Raw genomic sequence first — 15,716 nt, 5'->3', positions numbered from 1 at the left:
GCCGCGCCAGGTTCTGAACCCTCGGCCTTCACACGGGCGGGGGAGGGGAGGAAAGCCAGAACCCTCCCCGCCTGCCTACTTCCCCGCTTCCCGCTTGAACACCGGCTGCATGACCGTCGGCAGCGCCTTGGGCAGCGTGTCCGGATAGTCCCTGCTGTAGTGCAGGCCGCGGCTCTCATGCCGCGAGTAGGCACTGTCCACGATCAGCGACGCCACTTCGACCAGGTTGCGCAGTTCGAGCAGGTCGCGCGTCACGCGGAAGTTGGCGTAGTACTCGGCAATCTCCTCGCGCAGCAGGCTGATGCGGTGCTGCGCGCGCTCGAGCCGCTTGCTGGTGCGCACGATGCCGACGTAGTTCCACATCATGCGGCGCAGCTCGTCCCAGTTGTGCGAGACCACGACTTCCTCGTCGGCGTCCGCCACGCGGCTCTCGTCCCACTTGGGCAGCGCGATGTCGGGCTGGCCGGCCTTGTCCTGCGAGGCGATGTCGAGCGCGGCGGCGCGGCCGATCACCATGCACTCCAGCAGCGAATTCGAAGCCAGGCGGTTGGCGCCATGCAGGCCGGTGCAGCCGGTCTCGCCCACCACGTAGAGGTTGGCGAGGTCGGTGCGGCCGGCGGTGTCGGTCACCACGCCGCCGCAGGTGTAGTGCGCCGCGGGCACCACCGGGATCGGCTCGCGCGCGATGTCGATGCCCAGCTCCAGGCAGCGCGCATGGATGGTGGGAAAGTGCTCGCGCAGGAAGGACTCGGGCTGGTGGCTGATGTCCAGGTGCACGTAGTCCAGGCCGCGCTTCTTCATCTCGAAGTCGATCGCGCGCGCCACCACGTCGCGCGGCGCCAGTTCGGCGCGCTCGTCGTGCTCCGGCATGAAGCGCGTGCCGTCGGGCAGCTTGAGCAGGCCGCCCTCGCCGCGCACCGCCTCGGAGATCAGGAAGGACTTGGCGTAGGGGTGGTACAGGCAGGTCGGGTGGAACTGGATGAACTCCATGTTCGAAACCCGGCAGCCCGCCCGCCATGCCATCGCGATGCCGTCGCCGGTGGCCGTGTCGGGGTTGGTGGTGTACAGGTAGACCTTGCCCGCGCCGCCGGTGGCCAGCACCGTGTGGGTGGCGGTGATGGTGCGCACTTCGCCGCTGGCGTCGTCGAGCACGTAGAGGCCGTAGCAGCGGTTGCCCGGCAGGCCCAGCTTGCGCGAAGTGATGAGGTCCACCGCGAAGTGGTCCTCGATCACGGTGATGTTCGGGTGGCTGCGCGCCTGCTCGGTCAGCGTGGTCACCACCGCGTGGCCGGTGGCGTCGGCGGCGTGGATGATGCGCCGGCGGCTGTGGCCGCCTTCGCGCGTGAGGTGGAAGCCCAGTTCGGCCTGCTCGTCGCGCGTGAACGGCACGCCGCGGTCGATCAGCCACTGGATCGCTTCGCGCCCGTGCTCCACGATGAAGCGCGTGGCACCATCGTCGCACAGCCCCGCGCCGGCCACCAGCGTGTCCTGCGTGTGCTCGTCATGGCTGTCGCCGGAGTCGAGCACGGCCGCGATGCCGCCCTGGGCCCAGTCGCTGGCGCCCTGGGTCATGGCGCGTTTGCAGATGATGACAACCCGATGGGTGTCGGCCAGTTGCAGCGCGACCGTCAGACCGGCCAGTCCGCTGCCGACAATGGCGACATCGAAGTTCATGATGCGAAGGGGCGCGCGGCGCGCGGCCGGGAGGCAGGAAAGCTGGAAAGTGTACACCCGGCGCGACATGACGTGGGCATGCGGAGGCGGGAGCGAAACGCGGAAGTGGCGGAAGTGCGCGCGACGGAAAGGCAGGAGGGCGCCGGAAAGGCAAAAGGCCCGGCCCGGAAAAGCAAAAACCCCGCGGATGCGGGGTTTTCACGGACATGCCGCGCGAATCGGCATGCGGAACGCAAGGATCAATTACTTGATCTTGGTTTCCTTGTACGACACGTGCTTGCGGGCGACGGGATCGAACTTCATGATCTCCATCTTTTCCGGCATGGTGCGCTTGTTCTTCGTGGTCGTGTAGAAGTGACCCGTACCTGCGGTCGACTCCAGCTTGATTTTATCGCGTCCGCCTTTGCTGGCCATGATGTACTCCTAATTAGACTTCGCCGCGTGCGCGCAGGTCGGCGAGCACGGAGTCGATGCCTTTCTTGTCGATCAGGCGCAGGCCGGCGTTCGAGACGCGCAGGCTCACCCAGCGGTTTTCCGATTCAACAAAGAAACGACGATTCTGCAGGTTGGGCAGAAAACGGCGCTTGGTCTTGTTGTTTGCGTGGGAAACGTTGTTGCCGACCATCGGCGCTTTCCCGGTCACTTGACAGACGCGTGCCATGAAGCACTCCTAAATCTTCTATTCGTGGACAATGTTCGCAACAGATCAACAAAAGGCGCGCGGCCCGGACTGCAGCGGTTAAGACTTCAGCAAAACGGGCATTATAGACCGGAAAGCTCCGGTGGATCAATGCCTTCCGCAGTTTACCGTGCGCGGGCAAGTTATTAGTGACGTGTTGCGCACTATTTCGCTGTGCATATGGCGCACGAGGCGCCTTTGCCGTGCGTGCGATCATAGATCGCCATGCTCCGCGAACGAGTGGATCGTCGTGCCCGCCACGATGAAATGGTCGAGCACCCTGACGTCGATCAGCGCCAGCGAGCGCGTGAGCGAGCGGGTCATGGCCAGGTCCGCGCTGCTGGGCAGGGCGTTGCCGGACGGGTGGTTGTGCGCCACGATCACGGAGGCCGCATTATGCAGCAAAGCCTGGCGCGCCACCTCGCGCGGGTAGACGCTGGTCTGCGTCAGGCTGCCGCGGAACAGTTCCTCGCTGGCCAGCAGCCGGTTGCGCGCGTCGAGAAACAGGCACATGAAGACCTCGTGCTCGTAGGCCGACAGGGTCAGGCGCAGGTAGTCGCGCACCGCCGCCGGCGAATCGAGGCCGCCGGGCAGCGTCAGGCGCTCGGCCAGCCCGCGCCGCGTCAGTTCCTGGGCGGCCTGCAACTGGGCGTATTTGGCGGTACCCATGCCGCGGACGCGGGCAAGTTCTTCCACCTTGGCGGAAAACAGGCCGCTGAGCGTGCCGAAATCGTTCAGCAGCTCGCGCGCCAGGTCGACGGCGCTCTTGCCGGACACGCCCACGCGCAGGAAAACGGCCAGCAGCTCGGCGTCGGACAGCGCGGCGGCTCCTTCGCGCAGCAATTTTTCGCGTGGCCGTTCGCTGCTGGGCCAGTCGGTAATGCGCATGACACGATCCCCCCGGAACAATGGCATTGCGTGGCGGCGCGCGCCGGGCAAGGACAAGGCGGCGCGCGGTCGAGTCGCTTACAATACGGGTTGTCGACTGGTTGAGCACCCATGAATCTGCAAACTTTTGCGTCAGGGCCGCAGGGCGGCGCCGCTGACGGTCGCAAGACCGTGCAGCCGGACTCGTTCCTGACCCTGCACTACCGCATTTCCCTCGAGAACGGCACGGAAGTCATCAGTACGTTCGAAGAAAAGCCCGCCACGCTGCTGCTGGGCCAGGGCCAGTTCGCGCCCACCCTGGAGCAGGCCCTGCTGGGCATGCCCGAGGGCGAGCGCATGACCTACCGCCTGGCGCCCGAGCATGCCTTCGGCCCGCGCAACCCCGAACTGCTGCAGCGGGTGTCGCTCGCCACGCTGCGCGAAAACAGTTCGTTCGAAGAGAACTACACGCCGGGCGACCTGGTCGAGTTCAATGCGCCCGGCGGCGGCAAGTACGCCGGGGTGCTCAAGGAGATCGGCGAAACCGCCGCGCTGTTCGATTTCAATCACCCGCTGGCCGGACAGACCATCTTGTTCGACGTCCAGCTGATCGGCATTCTCTAAGCTGAACCAGGCCGGACCCGCGCCGGCCGCATTGAACTGAATTCCCGCATGTCCGAACTCACCACAGCCGCCGAAGCCGAGATCCTGATGGCGCAGCCCCGCGGCTTCTGCGCCGGCGTGGATCGCGCCATCGAGATCGTCGAGCGTGCCCTCGCGCGCTACGGCGCGCCGATCTACGTGCGCCACGAGATTGTCCACAATGCCTATGTGGTCGAGGACCTGCGCCGCAAGGGCGCGATCTTCGTGCAGGAGCTCGAGGAAGTGCCGTCCGGCTCGACCGTCATCTTCAGCGCGCACGGCGTGTCCAAGGAAGTGCGCGCCGACGCGACCGTGCGCGGCCTCAACGTGTTCGACGCGACCTGCCCGCTGGTGACCAAGGTGCACGTCGAGGTGGGCAAGATGCGCGCCGAAGGCTGCGAGATCATCATGATCGGCCACGCCGGCCATCCCGAGGTCGAGGGCACCATGGGCCAGACCGAGGGTGGCATGCTGCTGGTGGAGTCGGCCGAGGACGTGGCCCGGCTGGACGTGTCCGACCCGAGCCGCCTGGCCTTCGTGACCCAGACCACGCTGTCGGTGGACGAGACGCTGGAGATCGTCGCCGCGCTCAAGGCGCGCTTCCCGCAGATCCGCGAGCCCAAGAAGCAGGACATCTGCTATGCCACGCAGAACCGCCAGGACGCCGTGAAGTTCATGGCGCCGCAGGTGGAAGTCGTGATCGTGGTGGGCAGCCCCAACAGCTCGAACTCCAACCGCCTGCGCGAACTGGCCGAGCGCCTCGGCGTGCCGGCCTACATGATCGACTCGCCCGACCAGCTCCGGCCGGAGTGGGTCGCGGGCAAGCGCCGCATCGGCCTGACCGCCGGCGCGTCCGCGCCGGAAGCGCTCGCGCAGTCCATCGTGGAGCGCCTGCGCCTGCTTGGCGTGCGCCACGTGCGCGCGCTCGACGGCATCGAGGAGAAGATGTCCTTCCCGCTGCCGCGCGGCCTGGTGCCTTCGGTCTGACCTGCGCCATCCCCGGCACCGGCCCGTTCGCGGGCCGTGCCGCCGCGCCGGCGACATGCGCCGGCCGCTTTCTCTTTTCCTTTCCTGTCCCCCCCGCCTGGCCGCACGCGCCGGCTACGCGTGCGCCGACTGCGCGCCGACTGCGCGCGCCGCCGTTCCCGGTCCGGAGCGCGCGTGCTCTTTCACGGGGCATCGCATGCCAATGTCGCGCGCCTGCCGGCGGCCACCCTGGCCGGGCCGCCGGACCGCACCAGAATGAAGCATGAATATATTGCGCGGCGCCGCCGATAATGCACGGCGGCGGTGCGCATTCGCATATACGTGTCTGAGGTGGCAGACAAATAAGGGAATTCCCTAGAGTTAGGAGTTTCCCTATTATGGTGCCGGGCAATTAAGGTCTTGTATTAGAAGCGACGGGCTCCTATTAAATGAAACGCCTATTTAATACGGCCTTACCGTGAGTGACGCAAGCGCAGCAAAAGCAGGGTCTGGACAGAGGCAGGCACGATTCTTGTTAGTAACGAAGGCTAGCCCGCGAGTAGGCGGGAATTGCCCCAATGTGTGCATTGGGGAAATTCCCTAGCTCAATTTGTGGGTTAATCCTTCAGGTTGTTGCGTCGCATATTGCATCCGCAAAAAAAGGGGATACAATTCGCGCGTTTCAAATTGAAACTAAACAAAGGCGGTTCAGGGGAAACGTCCGGGGGGCGTTGGTTTACCCTGATCATGTGAATCCTAGGAGATCACTCATGCAAATCACGTTTGCCAAGATTCTGCCGATCGCAGCCGCAGTGGCGCTGGTTACTGCTTGCGGCAAGAAGGAAGAAAAGCCGGCCGATGCGGCAGCGTCGGCACCTGCTGCCGCAGCCGCTCCCGCAGCCGGCAGCGGTGAAACCGTAGTCAAGATCGGCCACGCGGCCCCGCTCACCGGCGGAATCGCTCACCTTGGCAAGGACAATGAAAACGGCGCCCGCCTGGCCGTGGAAGAAGTCAACAAGGCCGGCCTGGAAATCAACGGCAAGAAGATCAAGCTCGAACTGGTCGGCGAAGACGACGCGGGCGATCCGAAGACCGGCACCGCCGTGGCGCAGAAGCTGGTCGACGAGAAGGTCGTGGCCGTGGTCGGCCACCTGAACTCGGGCGTGTCGATCCCCGCCTCCAAGATCTACAGCGATGCCGGCATCGTGCAGATCTCGCCGTCGTCGACCAACCCCGACTACACCAAGCAGGGCTTCAAGACCACCTTCCGCGTGGTCGCCACCGACGCCCAGCAAGGCCCGGCGCTGGCCAACTACGCCACCAAGAGCCTGCACGCCAAGACCGTGGCCATCGTCGACGATGCCACCGCCTACGGCAAGGGCCTGGCCGACGAGTTCGAAAAGACCGCCAAGGCTTCGGGCGTGAACGTGGTGGCGCGTGAAGCCACCAACGACAAGGCCACCGACTTCAAGGCCATCCTGACCAAGATCAAGGGCAAGAAGCCCGACGTGATCATGTACGGCGGCATGGACGCCACCGGCGGCCCGTTCGCCAAGCAGGCCAAGGAACTCGGCATCGGCGCCAAGATCGTCGGCGGCGACGGCGTGTGTACCGACAAGGTGGCCGAGCTGGCCGGCGACGCCGTGTCCAACATCATCTGCTCGGAAGCAGGCCTGGCCCTGTCGAAGATGGACCAGGGCGCGGACTTCGACAAGCGCTACCAGGCTCGCTTCAACACCCCGGTGCAGATCTACGCACCGTTCACCTATGACGCCGTGATGGTCATCGTCGACGCCATGAAGCGCGCCAACTCGACCGAACCGGCAGCCATCCTGGCCGAAATGCCCAAGACGAACTACAAGGGCCTGATCGGCAACATCGCCTTCGACGACAAGGGCGACATGAAGGAAGGCACGATCACCCTTTACGAATACAAGGACAAGAAGAAGACCGTCCTCGACGTCGTGAAGATGTAATCCGGGCTTACCGGCCCATCCGAACGGCACCGCGAGCACTTTGCGGTGCCGTTTTTTTAGCCTCGCCGAACGTATAGCATCCTTACCATGGGTGGACTAGGCAGGCCGCTTACCAGCACATAACACACTACCAAACCACTCACACATTACCGTCCGCCCGGCAACCACTCCATGCCGCGGAGCTTCGGACGGAGCAAGGAGTTTTCATGGATATCTTTATCCAGCAGATCGTGAATGGTCTGGTGCTCGGCAGCATCTATGCGCTGATCGCACTTGGCTACACCATGGTCTACGGCATTCTCGGCATCATCAACTTCGCCCACGGCGACGTCCTGATGATCGGCGCGCTGACTGCCCTCTCAGCCATCCTCGGCATCCAGAAAATCGCCCCGGGCCTGCCCGAGTGGCTCACGCTGGTCATCGCGACGCTGATCGCCATGCCCGTGTGCGCCGTGCTGGCCTACACCATCGAGCGGGTCGCCTACCGGCCGCTGCGCAATGCGCCGCGCCTGGCCCCGCTGATCACCGCCATCGGCGTCTCCATCATCCTCCAGACGATGGGCATGCTGATCTGGTCGCGCAATCCGCTGACGTTCCCGCAGCTGCTGCCGTCCAGCCCGATCGACATCGGCTCGACCGGCGCCACCATCACCGGCAAGGAAATCGTCATCATCGGCATGGCGCTGATGGTCATGGCGGGCCTGCTGACGCTGGTCAACCGCACCAAGCTCGGCCGCGCCATGCGCGCCACCGCCGAGAACCAGAAGGTGGCGGGGCTGATGGGCGTGAACCCGAACTTCGTGATCTCGGCCACCTTCATGATCGGCGCCGCGCTGGCCGCGCTGGCTGGCGTGATGATGGCCACCAACTACGGCAACGCCCACTTCTACATGGGCTTCATCCCCGGCCTGAAGGCGTTCACCGCCGCGGTGCTGGGCGGCATCGGCAACCTTGCCGGCGCCATGGTCGGCGGCATGCTGCTGGGCCTGATCGAAGCGCTGGGCGCCGGCTACATCGGCGACCTGACCAATGGGGTCTTCGGCTCCAACTACCAGGACGTGTTCGCCTTCATCGTGCTGATCGTCGTCCTTGTGTTCCGTCCGTCCGGCATCATGGGCGAGCGGGTTTCCGAACGCGCCTGAGGAGAGAATCCATGAGTGCCCCGATTCCATCCACGGCGCAACCCGCGCCGCTGACCAAGACGCCGGCCAAGACCCTGGCCGCGCTGCTTGCCTTCCTGGTGGTCGCCTTGTGCGCGCCGTTCCTCGTGCAGACGCTGGGCGGCAACTACTGGGTGCGCGTGCTCGACTTCGCGCTGATCTACATCATGCTGGCGCTCGGCCTGAACATCGTGGTGGGCTTTGCCGGCCTGCTCGACCTCGGCTACATCGCCTTCTACGCGGTCGGCGCCTACCTGATGGCGCTGCTCGGCTCGCCCCACCTGTCCAACCAGTTCGAATGGATCCACAACCTGTTCCCCAACGGGTTGCACCTGTCGATGTGGTTCGTGCTGCCGATCGCGGTGGTGGTGGCGGCGACGTTCGGCGTGCTGCTCGGCGCGCCGACGCTCAAGCTGCGCGGCGACTACCTGGCCATCGTGACGCTGGGCTTCGGCGAGATCATCCGCATCTTCATGAACAACCTGGACCGCCCGATCAACATCACCAACGGGCCGAAGGGGATCACGGCGGTGGACCCGGTCCATATCTTCGGCTTCGATTTCTCGAAGTCGCACGAGATATTCGGGCTCAAGTTCACGCCGGTGTTCATGTACTACTACCTGCTGGTGTTCCTGGTCATCGTGATCGTGTTCATCTGCCTGCGCCTGCAGAACTCGCGCATCGGCCGTGCCTTCGTCGCCATCCGCGAGGACGAGATCGCCGCCAAGGCCATGGGCATCAACACCCGCAACGTCAAGCTGCTGGCCTTCGCCATGGGCGCCTCGTTCGGCGGCGCCTCGGGCGCGGTGTTCGGCGCGTTCCAGGGCTTCGTCTCGCCGGAATCGTTCGTGCTGTGGGAGTCCATCTACATCCTCGCCATCGTGGTGCTGGGCGGCATGGGCCATATCCCGGGCGTGATCCTGGGCGGCATCCTGCTGGTCGGCTTCCAGGAACTGCTGCGCGTGGTGGCGGAACCGGCGCAGCGCATGATCTTCGGCCACGCCATCGTGGACGCCGAGGTGCTGCGCCAGCTGCTGTTCGGCCTGGCCCTGGTGATCGTGATGCTGTACCGCCCGGCCGGCTTGTGGCCGTCGCCGCGCAAGGAAGACCGCCCGGTCGTGCGCCGCGCCGGCAGCGTTGGCCGTTTCTGACGAGGAGGACGAGATGAGCAATGGAAACTTCCTCCTGTCGGTACAGGGGGTCAACAAGCGTTTCGGCGGGCTGCAGGCCCTGTCCGATGTGGGCCTGCAGATCAGCCCGGGCCAGATCTACGGCCTGATCGGCCCCAACGGCGCCGGCAAGACCACGTTCTTCAACGTGATCACCGGCCTCTACACGCCCGACTCGGGCGAGTTCATGCTGGGCGGCCAGGCCTACCAGCCGACCGCCGTGCACGAAGTGGCCAAGGCGGGCATTGCCCGCACCTTCCAGAACATCCGCCTGTTCGGCGAGATGACCGCGCTGGAAAACGTCATGGTGGGCCGCCACGTGCGCACCAAGGCCGGCATCTTCGGCGCCGTCTTCCGCCCGCCCGCCGTGCGGCGCGAGGAAGAAGGCATCGAGGACATGGCGCACGACCTGCTCGAGTACGTGGGCATCGGCAAGTACGCCAACTTCACCGCGCGCAACCTGTCCTACGGCCACCAGCGCCGCCTGGAGATCGCCCGCGCGCTGGCCACCGAGCCGAAGCTGCTGGCCCTGGACGAGCCCGCCGCCGGCATGAACGCCACCGAGAAGGTGGAACTGCGCGGCCTGCTCGACAAGATCCGCAGCGACGGCAAGACCATCCTGCTGATCGAGCACGACGTGAAGCTGGTGATGGGCCTGTGCAACAGCCTGACCGTGCTCGACTACGGCAAGGTCATCGCGCAGGGCCTGCCGCAAGACGTCCAGAACAATCCAGCGGTGATCGAGGCTTACCTCGGTACCCCGGCGCACTGACGGGGGAAAGAGACGATGAAAGACACTCTACTGAAGATTTCCGGCCTGAAGGTGGCCTACGGCGGCATCCAGGCCGTCAAGGGCATCGACCTCGAGATCCGGGACGGCGAGCTGGTGACGCTGATCGGCGCCAACGGCGCCGGCAAGACCACCACCATGAAGGCCATCACCGGCCTGCAGGGCTGGGCCGGCGGCGACGTCGAGTACATGGGCAAGTCCATCAAGGGCGTGCCCAGCTACACGCTGCTCAAGCAGGGCCTGGCGATGGTGCCGGAAGGCCGCGGCGTGTTCGCGCGCATGACCATCACCGAAAACCTGCAGATGGGCGCCTACACGCGCGACGACGAAGCCGGCATCAAGGCCGACATCGACCGCATGTTCGGCATCTTCCCGCGCCTGAAGGAACGCGCCAACCAGCTCGCCGGCACCATGTCCGGCGGCGAGCAGCAGATGCTGGCGATGGCGCGCGCGCTGATGAGCCAGCCCAAGCTGCTGCTGCTCGACGAGCCTTCGATGGGCCTGTCGCCGATCATGGTGGCGAAGATCTTCGAGGTGGTGCGCGACATTTCGGCGCAGGGCGTGACCGTGCTGCTGGTCGAGCAGAACGCGCGCCTGGCCTTGCAGGCCGCGCACCGCGGCTATGTCATGGAGTCCGGCCTGGTCACCATGAGCGGCGACGCCAAGCAGATGCTGGACGACCCGAAGGTGAGGGCGGCTTACCTCGGCGAATGACGGCGCCGCCGGCGCGAACGCGCCGGCCGAAGCCTGGAAAAAGCCTGGAAAAAAGCCCGGTGCAGTTCAACCTGCACCGGGCTTTTTCACGTCCGCGCGGCCCCGCGGGGCGGAGCCGGCAAGGCCGGTCAGGCCAGCTTCTTCAGCAGCGTGCGCAGCATGCCGATCATCTGGTCGATCTCTTCGGTGGTGACGTTGAGCGCCGGCATGAAGCGCAGCAGGCCCGGGCGCGGCGAATTGAGCAGCAGGCCCTCCGGCTGCATCTCGCGCGCTTCCTCGACCAGTTGCGGGCCGATGTCCTTGTTCAGCACCAGCGCGCGCAGCAGGCCTTCGCCGCGTTCGCCGCCCAGGCCGAATTCCGCCGACAGCGCCAGCAGCTGCTCGCTCAGGTAGGCCGATTTTTCCTGCACGCCCTGCAGGAAGCCCGGCTTGGTCAGCTCGCCGATCACGGCGCTGCCCACCGCGGTCATCAGCGGGTTGCCGTTGTAGGTGCCGCCCTGGTCGCCGGCCTCGAAGCTGGCCACCTCGGCCTTGCACAGCAGGGCCGCCAGCGGCACGCCGCCGCCGATGCCCTTGCCCAGCGTCATGATGTCCGGCTCCACGCCCGACAGCTCATACGCGAACAGCGTGCCGCAGCGTCCGCAGCCGGTCTGCACTTCGTCGACGATGAACAGCAGCTTGTGCTGGTCGGCCAGCTTGCGCAGGCCCTGCATGAACTCGCGCGTGGCGGGGATCACGCCGCCTTCGCCCTGCACCGGCTCGAGCATGATCGCCACGGTCTTGTCGGTGATCAGCTTTTCCACCGAGGCCAGGTCGTTCAGGTCCGCCTTGGGGAAGCCCGGCACCTGCGGCGCGAAGATGGTGTCCCAGCCGGCCTTGCCCGACGCGCTCATGGTGGCGAGCGTGCGGCCGTGGAAGCTGTGGTCCATGGTGATGATCTCGTACGCGCCGTCCTTGTGCTTGCGGCCCCATTTGCGCGCCAGCTTGATCGCGCCTTCGTTGGCCTCGGCGCCGCTGTTGGCGAAGAAGACCTTGTCGAAGCAGCTGTGCTCGGTGAGCTGGCCGGCCAGCCTGAGCATGGGCTCGTTGTAGAAGGCCGGGCTCGGGTTGATCAGCTTGCCTGCCTGCGCCACCAGCGCGTCGGTCATGACCTGGCTGGAGTGGCCCAGGCAGTTGACTGCCCAGCCCTGCACGAAGTCCAGGTAGCGCTTGCCGTTATGGTCCGTGAGCCACGAGCCCTTGCCTTCGGTGAAGACCAGTTCGGGCCGGTTGGTGATGTACATCAGGGATTGGACGGGGTACTCAGCAAATGCCATGGCGGACTCCAGGGGTCGGCGAGAAACGGGGGAGAGGAGAGCGGGTAAGCGCGCGCAAAAGGGTGCGTGGGAAAACGCGTGAGAAGGCGCGTGAAACGGCGCACGAAAACAAAAAGCCACGGGGGTTGCCCGTGGCTTGTCGACCTGAACAGAAGCGATGGACGGTCAGCCGCGCGGCACCCCGGTGGGGAGCATCGTACGGTAGCTGCGTCGGACCATTGCGTAGTTCATGGCGGCAAATATAAGGCGCATGCGCCCGGCTGTCAAAACGAATTTTGGACGGGCCGGGCATTGTTGCGGCAACAGGACGGTGCGCGCGGCGCTCAGGCCGCCGGGGCCGGGTGCATGTCGGCCTCGGAGGTGAACGAGTCGGCGAAGAAGGCGTCCTCGTGCAGGTCGCAGCGCAGCGAGAAGTCCTTGCGCGCGGCGTTGACCATGACCGGCGCGCCGCAGGCGTAGACCTCGAAGTTGGCCATGTCGGCGTGGTCTTCCATCACCGCCTCGTGGACGAAGCCGGTGCGGCCGTCCCAGTCGTCGGCGGGCTGCGCGTCGGAGATCACCGGCACGTAGCGGAAGTTGGGCAGCTCGCGCGCCCACTGCTCGCACAGCGCGTTCATGTACAGGTCGGCCGGGCGGCGGCCGCCCCAGTACAGCGTCATCGGGCGCGTGATGCCGGTGTAGGCGGCATGCTCGACGATGGCCTTGATCGGCGCGAAGCCGGTGCCCGAGGCCAGCAGGATGATCGGCTTGTCGGAATCCTCGCGCAGGAAGAAGCTGCCCAGCGGGCCTTCGAAGCGCAGGATGTCGCGCTCCTTCATGGCGGGCTGGCCTTCCTTCGCGCCGAACACGTAGTCGGTGAAGGTGCCGCCGGGCATATGGCGGAAGTGCAGCTCGATCGGGCCTTCCTGGTGCGGCGGCGTGGCGATCGAATAGCTGCGGCGCTTGCCGTCGCGCAGCAGGAATTCCACGTACTGGCCGGCCAGGTACTGCAGGCGCTCGGTGGCGGGCAACTGCAGGCGGGCCACGATGACGTCGTCGGCCACGCGCTCCAGGCTGGCCACGCGGCACGGCACCTTCTTGATGGGGATGTCGCCGGCGCCCTGCACCTCGCGGCATTCGATGGTGATGTCCGAGCTGGCCCTGGCGCAGCAGAACAGCGCGCGGCCCTCGGTCTCTTCCTGCGCGGACAGCGCGGAGGCGGCATGGTCGCCCTGCACGATGCTGCCCGCGGTGACGCGGCCCTTGCAGGAACCGCACGCGCCGTTCTTGCAGCCGTAGGGCAGGCCGACGCTGTGGCGCAGGGCCGCGGCGAGGATGGTCTCGTCGGCGGCGGCTTCGAACTGGCGCCCGCTGGGCATGACGGTAACTTGGTAAGCCATAATCACTCTATGAGCAAAAAACTGTCGCGACGCCGCCTGGGCCGGCCGCGCCTGCTGATCGTAGGCTGCGGGGACGTGGGCACGCGCTGCCTTCGTATTCTGTCGACGCGCTGGCGCGTCTTTGCCACCACTTCGCAGCCATCCCGCCGCCGTGAGCTGCGGGACAGCGGCGCCGTGCCGCTGCTGGCCGACCTGGACCGCCCGGCCACGCTCGCGCGCCTGGCCGGACTGGCCGGCCGCGTGCTGCACCTGGCGCCGCCGCCGGCCGCCGGCGAGGGCGACCCGCGCACGCTGGCGCTGCTGCACGCTTTGCGGCGAGGCGCCCGGCGGCGCTCGCCGGCCCGCGCCGCCGGCTGGTCTGCCAAGCCCGCCATTCTACCCGAGCAGGGCGACAAACGGCCTGCGCGTCGGCCCGCGCGCCCGGCCTTCGTCTACGCCAGCACCTCCGGCGTGTACGGCGACCGCGCCGGCGCGCGGCTCAAGGAATCGCACCAGGTGCGCCCGCAGACCGCGCGCGCGCGGCGCCGCGTGGCCGCCGAGCGGGCGGTGCGCCAGTTCGGGCGCGACAGCGGCTGGCGCGCCTCGATCGTGCGCATCCCCGGCATCTACGCCGAGAACCGCCTGCCGCTGGCCCGCCTGGCCAGGGGCACGCCGGCGCTGGCGCCGCAGGACGACGTCTACACCAACCATATCCATGCGCTGGACCTGGCCCGCGCGATGGTGGCATCGCTGTTCCGCGGGCGCGCCCAGCGCGTGGTGCACGCCAGCGACGACACCGAGATGCGCATGGCCGACTACTTCGATCTCGTCGCCGACCGCCGCGGCCTGCCGCGCCCGCCGCGCCTGAATCGCGCGCAGTTGCGCGAGGCGGTCGAGCCGAACCTGCTCAGCTTCATGAGCGAATCCCGCCGGCTGGAAAACACCCGTCTCAAGCGGGAGCTGCGCCTGCGCCTGCGCTATCCCACGGTGAGCGCCTTCTTCGATGCCTGAGCCGGCCATGCCGCCGCGCGGCACGCGCCGGCGGTGGCACGGCATTTGCGTTTCCGTTGGCTCGCCCGATCCTGTATAGACAGCAAGCCGTCTTTTCCCGGCGCGAGGCACCCGCGTGGTGCGCCGAACCGCCGCAGGCACTGTTTTGCAGCCCGCGCCCGGCGCCGTGGAGGGGCGCGCCGTCCGCCCCTCCACGGCCGCGCGCGGCTCCATGGCCAGGTGCCGTCGACGCCGGTTGTTCGGGCCGGCTCGGGTTAACTACCGCATTGACTTGTATATACAGGATTGCTAAATTGCCTGGAAACGAGCGGCGCCGCAGGTACGGCGCCGCCACGAGCCGGGCGGTCCGGCCGGCGCCGGCGGCGGCGCGGCCATCGTTCGCATCACACCAAGGGAGCCAAGGAAGATGGGATTTCGTACCCCGGGATTTCGCATTCGCGGCGGCGCGCTGGCCGCGGCCAGCGCCATCGCCATGCTGGGCGCCGCCGGCGCCGCGCACGCGCAGGCCACGCAGGTCACGCTCGGCATGAGCGGCTGGACCGGCTTCGCGCCGCTGACGCTGGCCGACAAGGCGGGCATCTTCAAGAAGCATGGCGTGGAAGTCGACATCAAGATGATCCCGCAGAAGGACCGTCACCTCGCGCTGGCCTCGGGCGCCATCCAGTGCGCGGCCACCACCGTGGAAACCCACGTGGCCTGGAATGCCAACGGCGTGCCCATCACCCAGATCGTGCAGCTCGACAAGTCCTACGGCGCCGACGGCCTGGCCGTGCGTGGCGACGTCAAGAGCTTCGCCGACCTCAAGGGCAAGACCGTCGGCGTCGACGCGCCCGGCACCGCGCCGTACTTCGGCCTGGCCTGGATGCTCAAGAAGAACGGCATGACCCTGAAGGACGTCAAGACCACCACGCTGTCGCCGCAGGCGGCCGCGCAGGCCTTCATCTCCGGCCAGAACGACGCGGCCATGACCTACGAGCCGTATCTCTCCGGCGTGCGCCAGAACCCGGACAAGGGCAAGATCCTCGCCACCACGCTCGACTACCCGATGGTGATGGACACGCTGGGCTGCGCGCCCAAGTGGCTCAAGGACAATCCCAGGGCCGCGCAGGCGCTGGTCGACAGCTACTTCGAGGCGCTCGACATGATCAAGGCCGAGCCGGCCAGGGCCAACGACATCATGGGGGCGGCCGTCAAGCAGAGCGGCGAGCAGTTCGCCAGGTCGTCGGCCTACCTGCGCTGGCAGGACCGCGAGGCCAACCGCAAGTTCTTCGCCGGCGAGCTGGCCAGCTTCAGCAAGGAAGCCGGCCAGGTGCTGCTCGAGATCGGCGTGATCCGCCAGGTTCCCGACGTCACGGCGCTGTACGACGCGCGCTTCATCAAGTAAGGAAGGCGCT

Annotated in this window: 15 protein-coding genes; 9 read left to right on the top strand and 6 right to left on the bottom strand. The window is 66.7% G+C overall.

Annotated elements, in window-relative coordinates:
- Nucleotides 1-75: 75 nt before the first annotated feature.
- The 4 genes from nadB to radC form a co-directional block, all read right to left on the bottom strand.
- Nucleotides 76-1,674 (bottom strand): L-aspartate oxidase, encoded by a 1,599-nt coding sequence (gene nadB, locus ACKI2N_RS15920; RefSeq protein ID WP_420993585.1) that lies wholly within the window; start codon nt 1,672-1,674, stop codon nt 76-78.
- A gap of 243 nt (nt 1,675-1,917) precedes the next feature.
- Nucleotides 1,918-2,088: a 50S ribosomal protein L33 gene (gene rpmG / locus ACKI2N_RS15915; RefSeq protein WP_006157508.1), complete on the bottom strand. Its 171-nt coding sequence runs from the start codon at nt 2,086-2,088 to the stop codon at nt 1,918-1,920.
- Between the two features lie 13 nt (nt 2,089-2,101).
- Nucleotides 2,102-2,335, bottom strand: a complete 234-nt coding sequence (gene rpmB, locus ACKI2N_RS15910) for a 50S ribosomal protein L28 (RefSeq protein ID WP_006575661.1) — start codon at nt 2,333-2,335, stop codon at nt 2,102-2,104.
- Between the two features lie 231 nt (nt 2,336-2,566).
- Complete coding sequence (gene radC, locus ACKI2N_RS15905) at nt 2,567-3,241, bottom strand: RadC family protein (RefSeq protein ID WP_420993586.1); 675 nt, start codon at nt 3,239-3,241, stop codon at nt 2,567-2,569.
- 111 nt (nt 3,242-3,352) lie between these two features.
- Here radC and ACKI2N_RS15900 point away from each other — a divergent pair, with 111 nt between their 5' ends.
- The 7 genes from ACKI2N_RS15900 (at nt 3,353) to ACKI2N_RS15870 (ending at nt 10,637) form a co-directional block, all read left to right on the top strand.
- Nucleotides 3,353-3,844: an FKBP-type peptidyl-prolyl cis-trans isomerase gene (locus ACKI2N_RS15900; RefSeq protein ID WP_420993587.1), complete on the top strand. Its 492-nt coding sequence runs from the start codon at nt 3,353-3,355 to the stop codon at nt 3,842-3,844.
- 48 nt (nt 3,845-3,892) lie between these two features.
- On the top strand, nt 3,893-4,849 hold the full coding sequence (gene ispH / locus ACKI2N_RS15895; protein WP_420993588.1) for a 4-hydroxy-3-methylbut-2-enyl diphosphate reductase: 957 nt from the start codon (nt 3,893-3,895) through the stop codon (nt 4,847-4,849).
- A gap of 749 nt (nt 4,850-5,598) precedes the next feature.
- Nucleotides 5,599-6,804 carry a branched-chain amino acid ABC transporter substrate-binding protein gene (locus ACKI2N_RS15890; RefSeq protein WP_420993589.1) on the top strand — a complete coding sequence of 402 codons (1,206 nt, stop codon included), beginning with the start codon at nt 5,599-5,601 and terminating at the stop codon, nt 6,802-6,804.
- Nucleotides 6,805-7,010: 206 nt separating this feature from the next.
- A complete protein-coding gene (locus ACKI2N_RS15885) occupies nt 7,011-7,946 on the top strand; it encodes a branched-chain amino acid ABC transporter permease (protein WP_420993590.1) in 936 nt (311 codons plus the stop codon).
- 11 nt (nt 7,947-7,957) lie between these two features.
- The gene (locus ACKI2N_RS15880) at nt 7,958-9,115 is read left to right on the top strand and encodes an ABC transporter permease subunit (protein ID WP_420993591.1); all 1,158 of its coding nucleotides are present in this window, start codon (nt 7,958-7,960) and stop codon (nt 9,113-9,115) included.
- 13 nt (nt 9,116-9,128) lie between these two features.
- Nucleotides 9,129-9,905: an ABC transporter ATP-binding protein gene (locus ACKI2N_RS15875; protein WP_420993592.1), complete on the top strand. Its 777-nt coding sequence runs from the start codon at nt 9,129-9,131 to the stop codon at nt 9,903-9,905.
- 15 nt (nt 9,906-9,920) lie between these two features.
- Nucleotides 9,921-10,637, top strand: coding sequence for an ABC transporter ATP-binding protein (locus ACKI2N_RS15870; RefSeq protein ID WP_420993593.1), 717 nt, complete (start codon nt 9,921-9,923; stop codon nt 10,635-10,637).
- A gap of 128 nt (nt 10,638-10,765) precedes the next feature.
- Here ACKI2N_RS15870 and ACKI2N_RS15865 read toward each other — a convergent pair whose 3' ends face one another.
- Both ACKI2N_RS15865 and ACKI2N_RS15860 read right to left on the bottom strand, forming a co-directional pair.
- Nucleotides 10,766-11,953, bottom strand: coding sequence for an acetylornithine transaminase (locus ACKI2N_RS15865; RefSeq protein WP_420993594.1), 1,188 nt, complete (start codon nt 11,951-11,953; stop codon nt 10,766-10,768).
- Between the two features lie 323 nt (nt 11,954-12,276).
- On the bottom strand, nt 12,277-13,332 hold the full coding sequence (locus ACKI2N_RS15860; RefSeq protein ID WP_420993595.1) for a CDP-6-deoxy-delta-3,4-glucoseen reductase: 1,056 nt from the start codon (nt 13,330-13,332) through the stop codon (nt 12,277-12,279).
- A 9-nt stretch (nt 13,333-13,341) separates the two neighbouring features.
- Between ACKI2N_RS15860 and ACKI2N_RS15855 the strand changes: the two genes are divergently transcribed.
- Nucleotides 13,342-14,322 carry an NAD-dependent epimerase/dehydratase family protein gene (locus ACKI2N_RS15855; protein WP_420993596.1) on the top strand — a complete coding sequence of 327 codons (981 nt, stop codon included), beginning with the start codon at nt 13,342-13,344 and terminating at the stop codon, nt 14,320-14,322.
- A 406-nt stretch (nt 14,323-14,728) separates the two neighbouring features.
- On the top strand, nt 14,729-15,706 hold the full coding sequence (locus ACKI2N_RS15850) for an ABC transporter substrate-binding protein (RefSeq protein WP_420993597.1): 978 nt from the start codon (nt 14,729-14,731) through the stop codon (nt 15,704-15,706).
- Nucleotides 15,707-15,716 lie beyond the last annotated feature (10 nt).

Source organism: Cupriavidus sp. 30B13 (assembly GCF_049059565.2).
Taxonomy (GTDB): domain Bacteria; phylum Pseudomonadota; class Gammaproteobacteria; order Burkholderiales; family Burkholderiaceae; genus Cupriavidus.
This window is presented reverse-complemented; position numbering and strand designations above follow the sequence as displayed.

Bases quoted from the DNA above. Each gene is read 5' to 3' on its own strand.
- ACKI2N_RS15885 (WP_420993590.1), top strand. From the start codon at position 7,011: ATGGATATCTTTATCCAGCAGATCGTGAATGGTCTGGTGCTCGGCAGC.
- ACKI2N_RS15890 (WP_420993589.1), top strand. From the start codon at position 5,599: ATGCAAATCACGTTTGCCAAGATTCTGCCGATCGCAGCCGCAGTGGCG.
- ACKI2N_RS15880 (WP_420993591.1), top strand. From the start codon at position 7,958: ATGAGTGCCCCGATTCCATCCACGGCGCAACCCGCGCCGCTGACCAAG.
- ACKI2N_RS15850 (WP_420993597.1), top strand. From the start codon at position 14,729: ATGGGATTTCGTACCCCGGGATTTCGCATTCGCGGCGGCGCGCTGGCC.
- ACKI2N_RS15855 (WP_420993596.1), top strand. From the start codon at position 13,342: ATGAGCAAAAAACTGTCGCGACGCCGCCTGGGCCGGCCGCGCCTGCTG.
- rpmG (WP_006157508.1), bottom strand. From the start codon at position 2,088: ATGGCCAGCAAAGGCGGACGCGATAAAATCAAGCTGGAGTCGACCGCA.
- rpmB (WP_006575661.1), bottom strand. From the start codon at position 2,335: ATGGCACGCGTCTGTCAAGTGACCGGGAAAGCGCCGATGGTCGGCAAC.
- ACKI2N_RS15870 (WP_420993593.1), top strand. From the start codon at position 9,921: ATGAAAGACACTCTACTGAAGATTTCCGGCCTGAAGGTGGCCTACGGC.
- ispH (WP_420993588.1), top strand. From the start codon at position 3,893: ATGTCCGAACTCACCACAGCCGCCGAAGCCGAGATCCTGATGGCGCAG.
- ACKI2N_RS15900 (WP_420993587.1), top strand. From the start codon at position 3,353: ATGAATCTGCAAACTTTTGCGTCAGGGCCGCAGGGCGGCGCCGCTGAC.
- radC (WP_420993586.1), bottom strand. From the start codon at position 3,241: ATGCGCATTACCGACTGGCCCAGCAGCGAACGGCCACGCGAAAAATTG.
- nadB (WP_420993585.1), bottom strand. From the start codon at position 1,674: ATGAACTTCGATGTCGCCATTGTCGGCAGCGGACTGGCCGGTCTGACG.
- ACKI2N_RS15875 (WP_420993592.1), top strand. From the start codon at position 9,129: ATGAGCAATGGAAACTTCCTCCTGTCGGTACAGGGGGTCAACAAGCGT.
- ACKI2N_RS15865 (WP_420993594.1), bottom strand. From the start codon at position 11,953: ATGGCATTTGCTGAGTACCCCGTCCAATCCCTGATGTACATCACCAAC.
- ACKI2N_RS15860 (WP_420993595.1), bottom strand. From the start codon at position 13,332: ATGGCTTACCAAGTTACCGTCATGCCCAGCGGGCGCCAGTTCGAAGCC.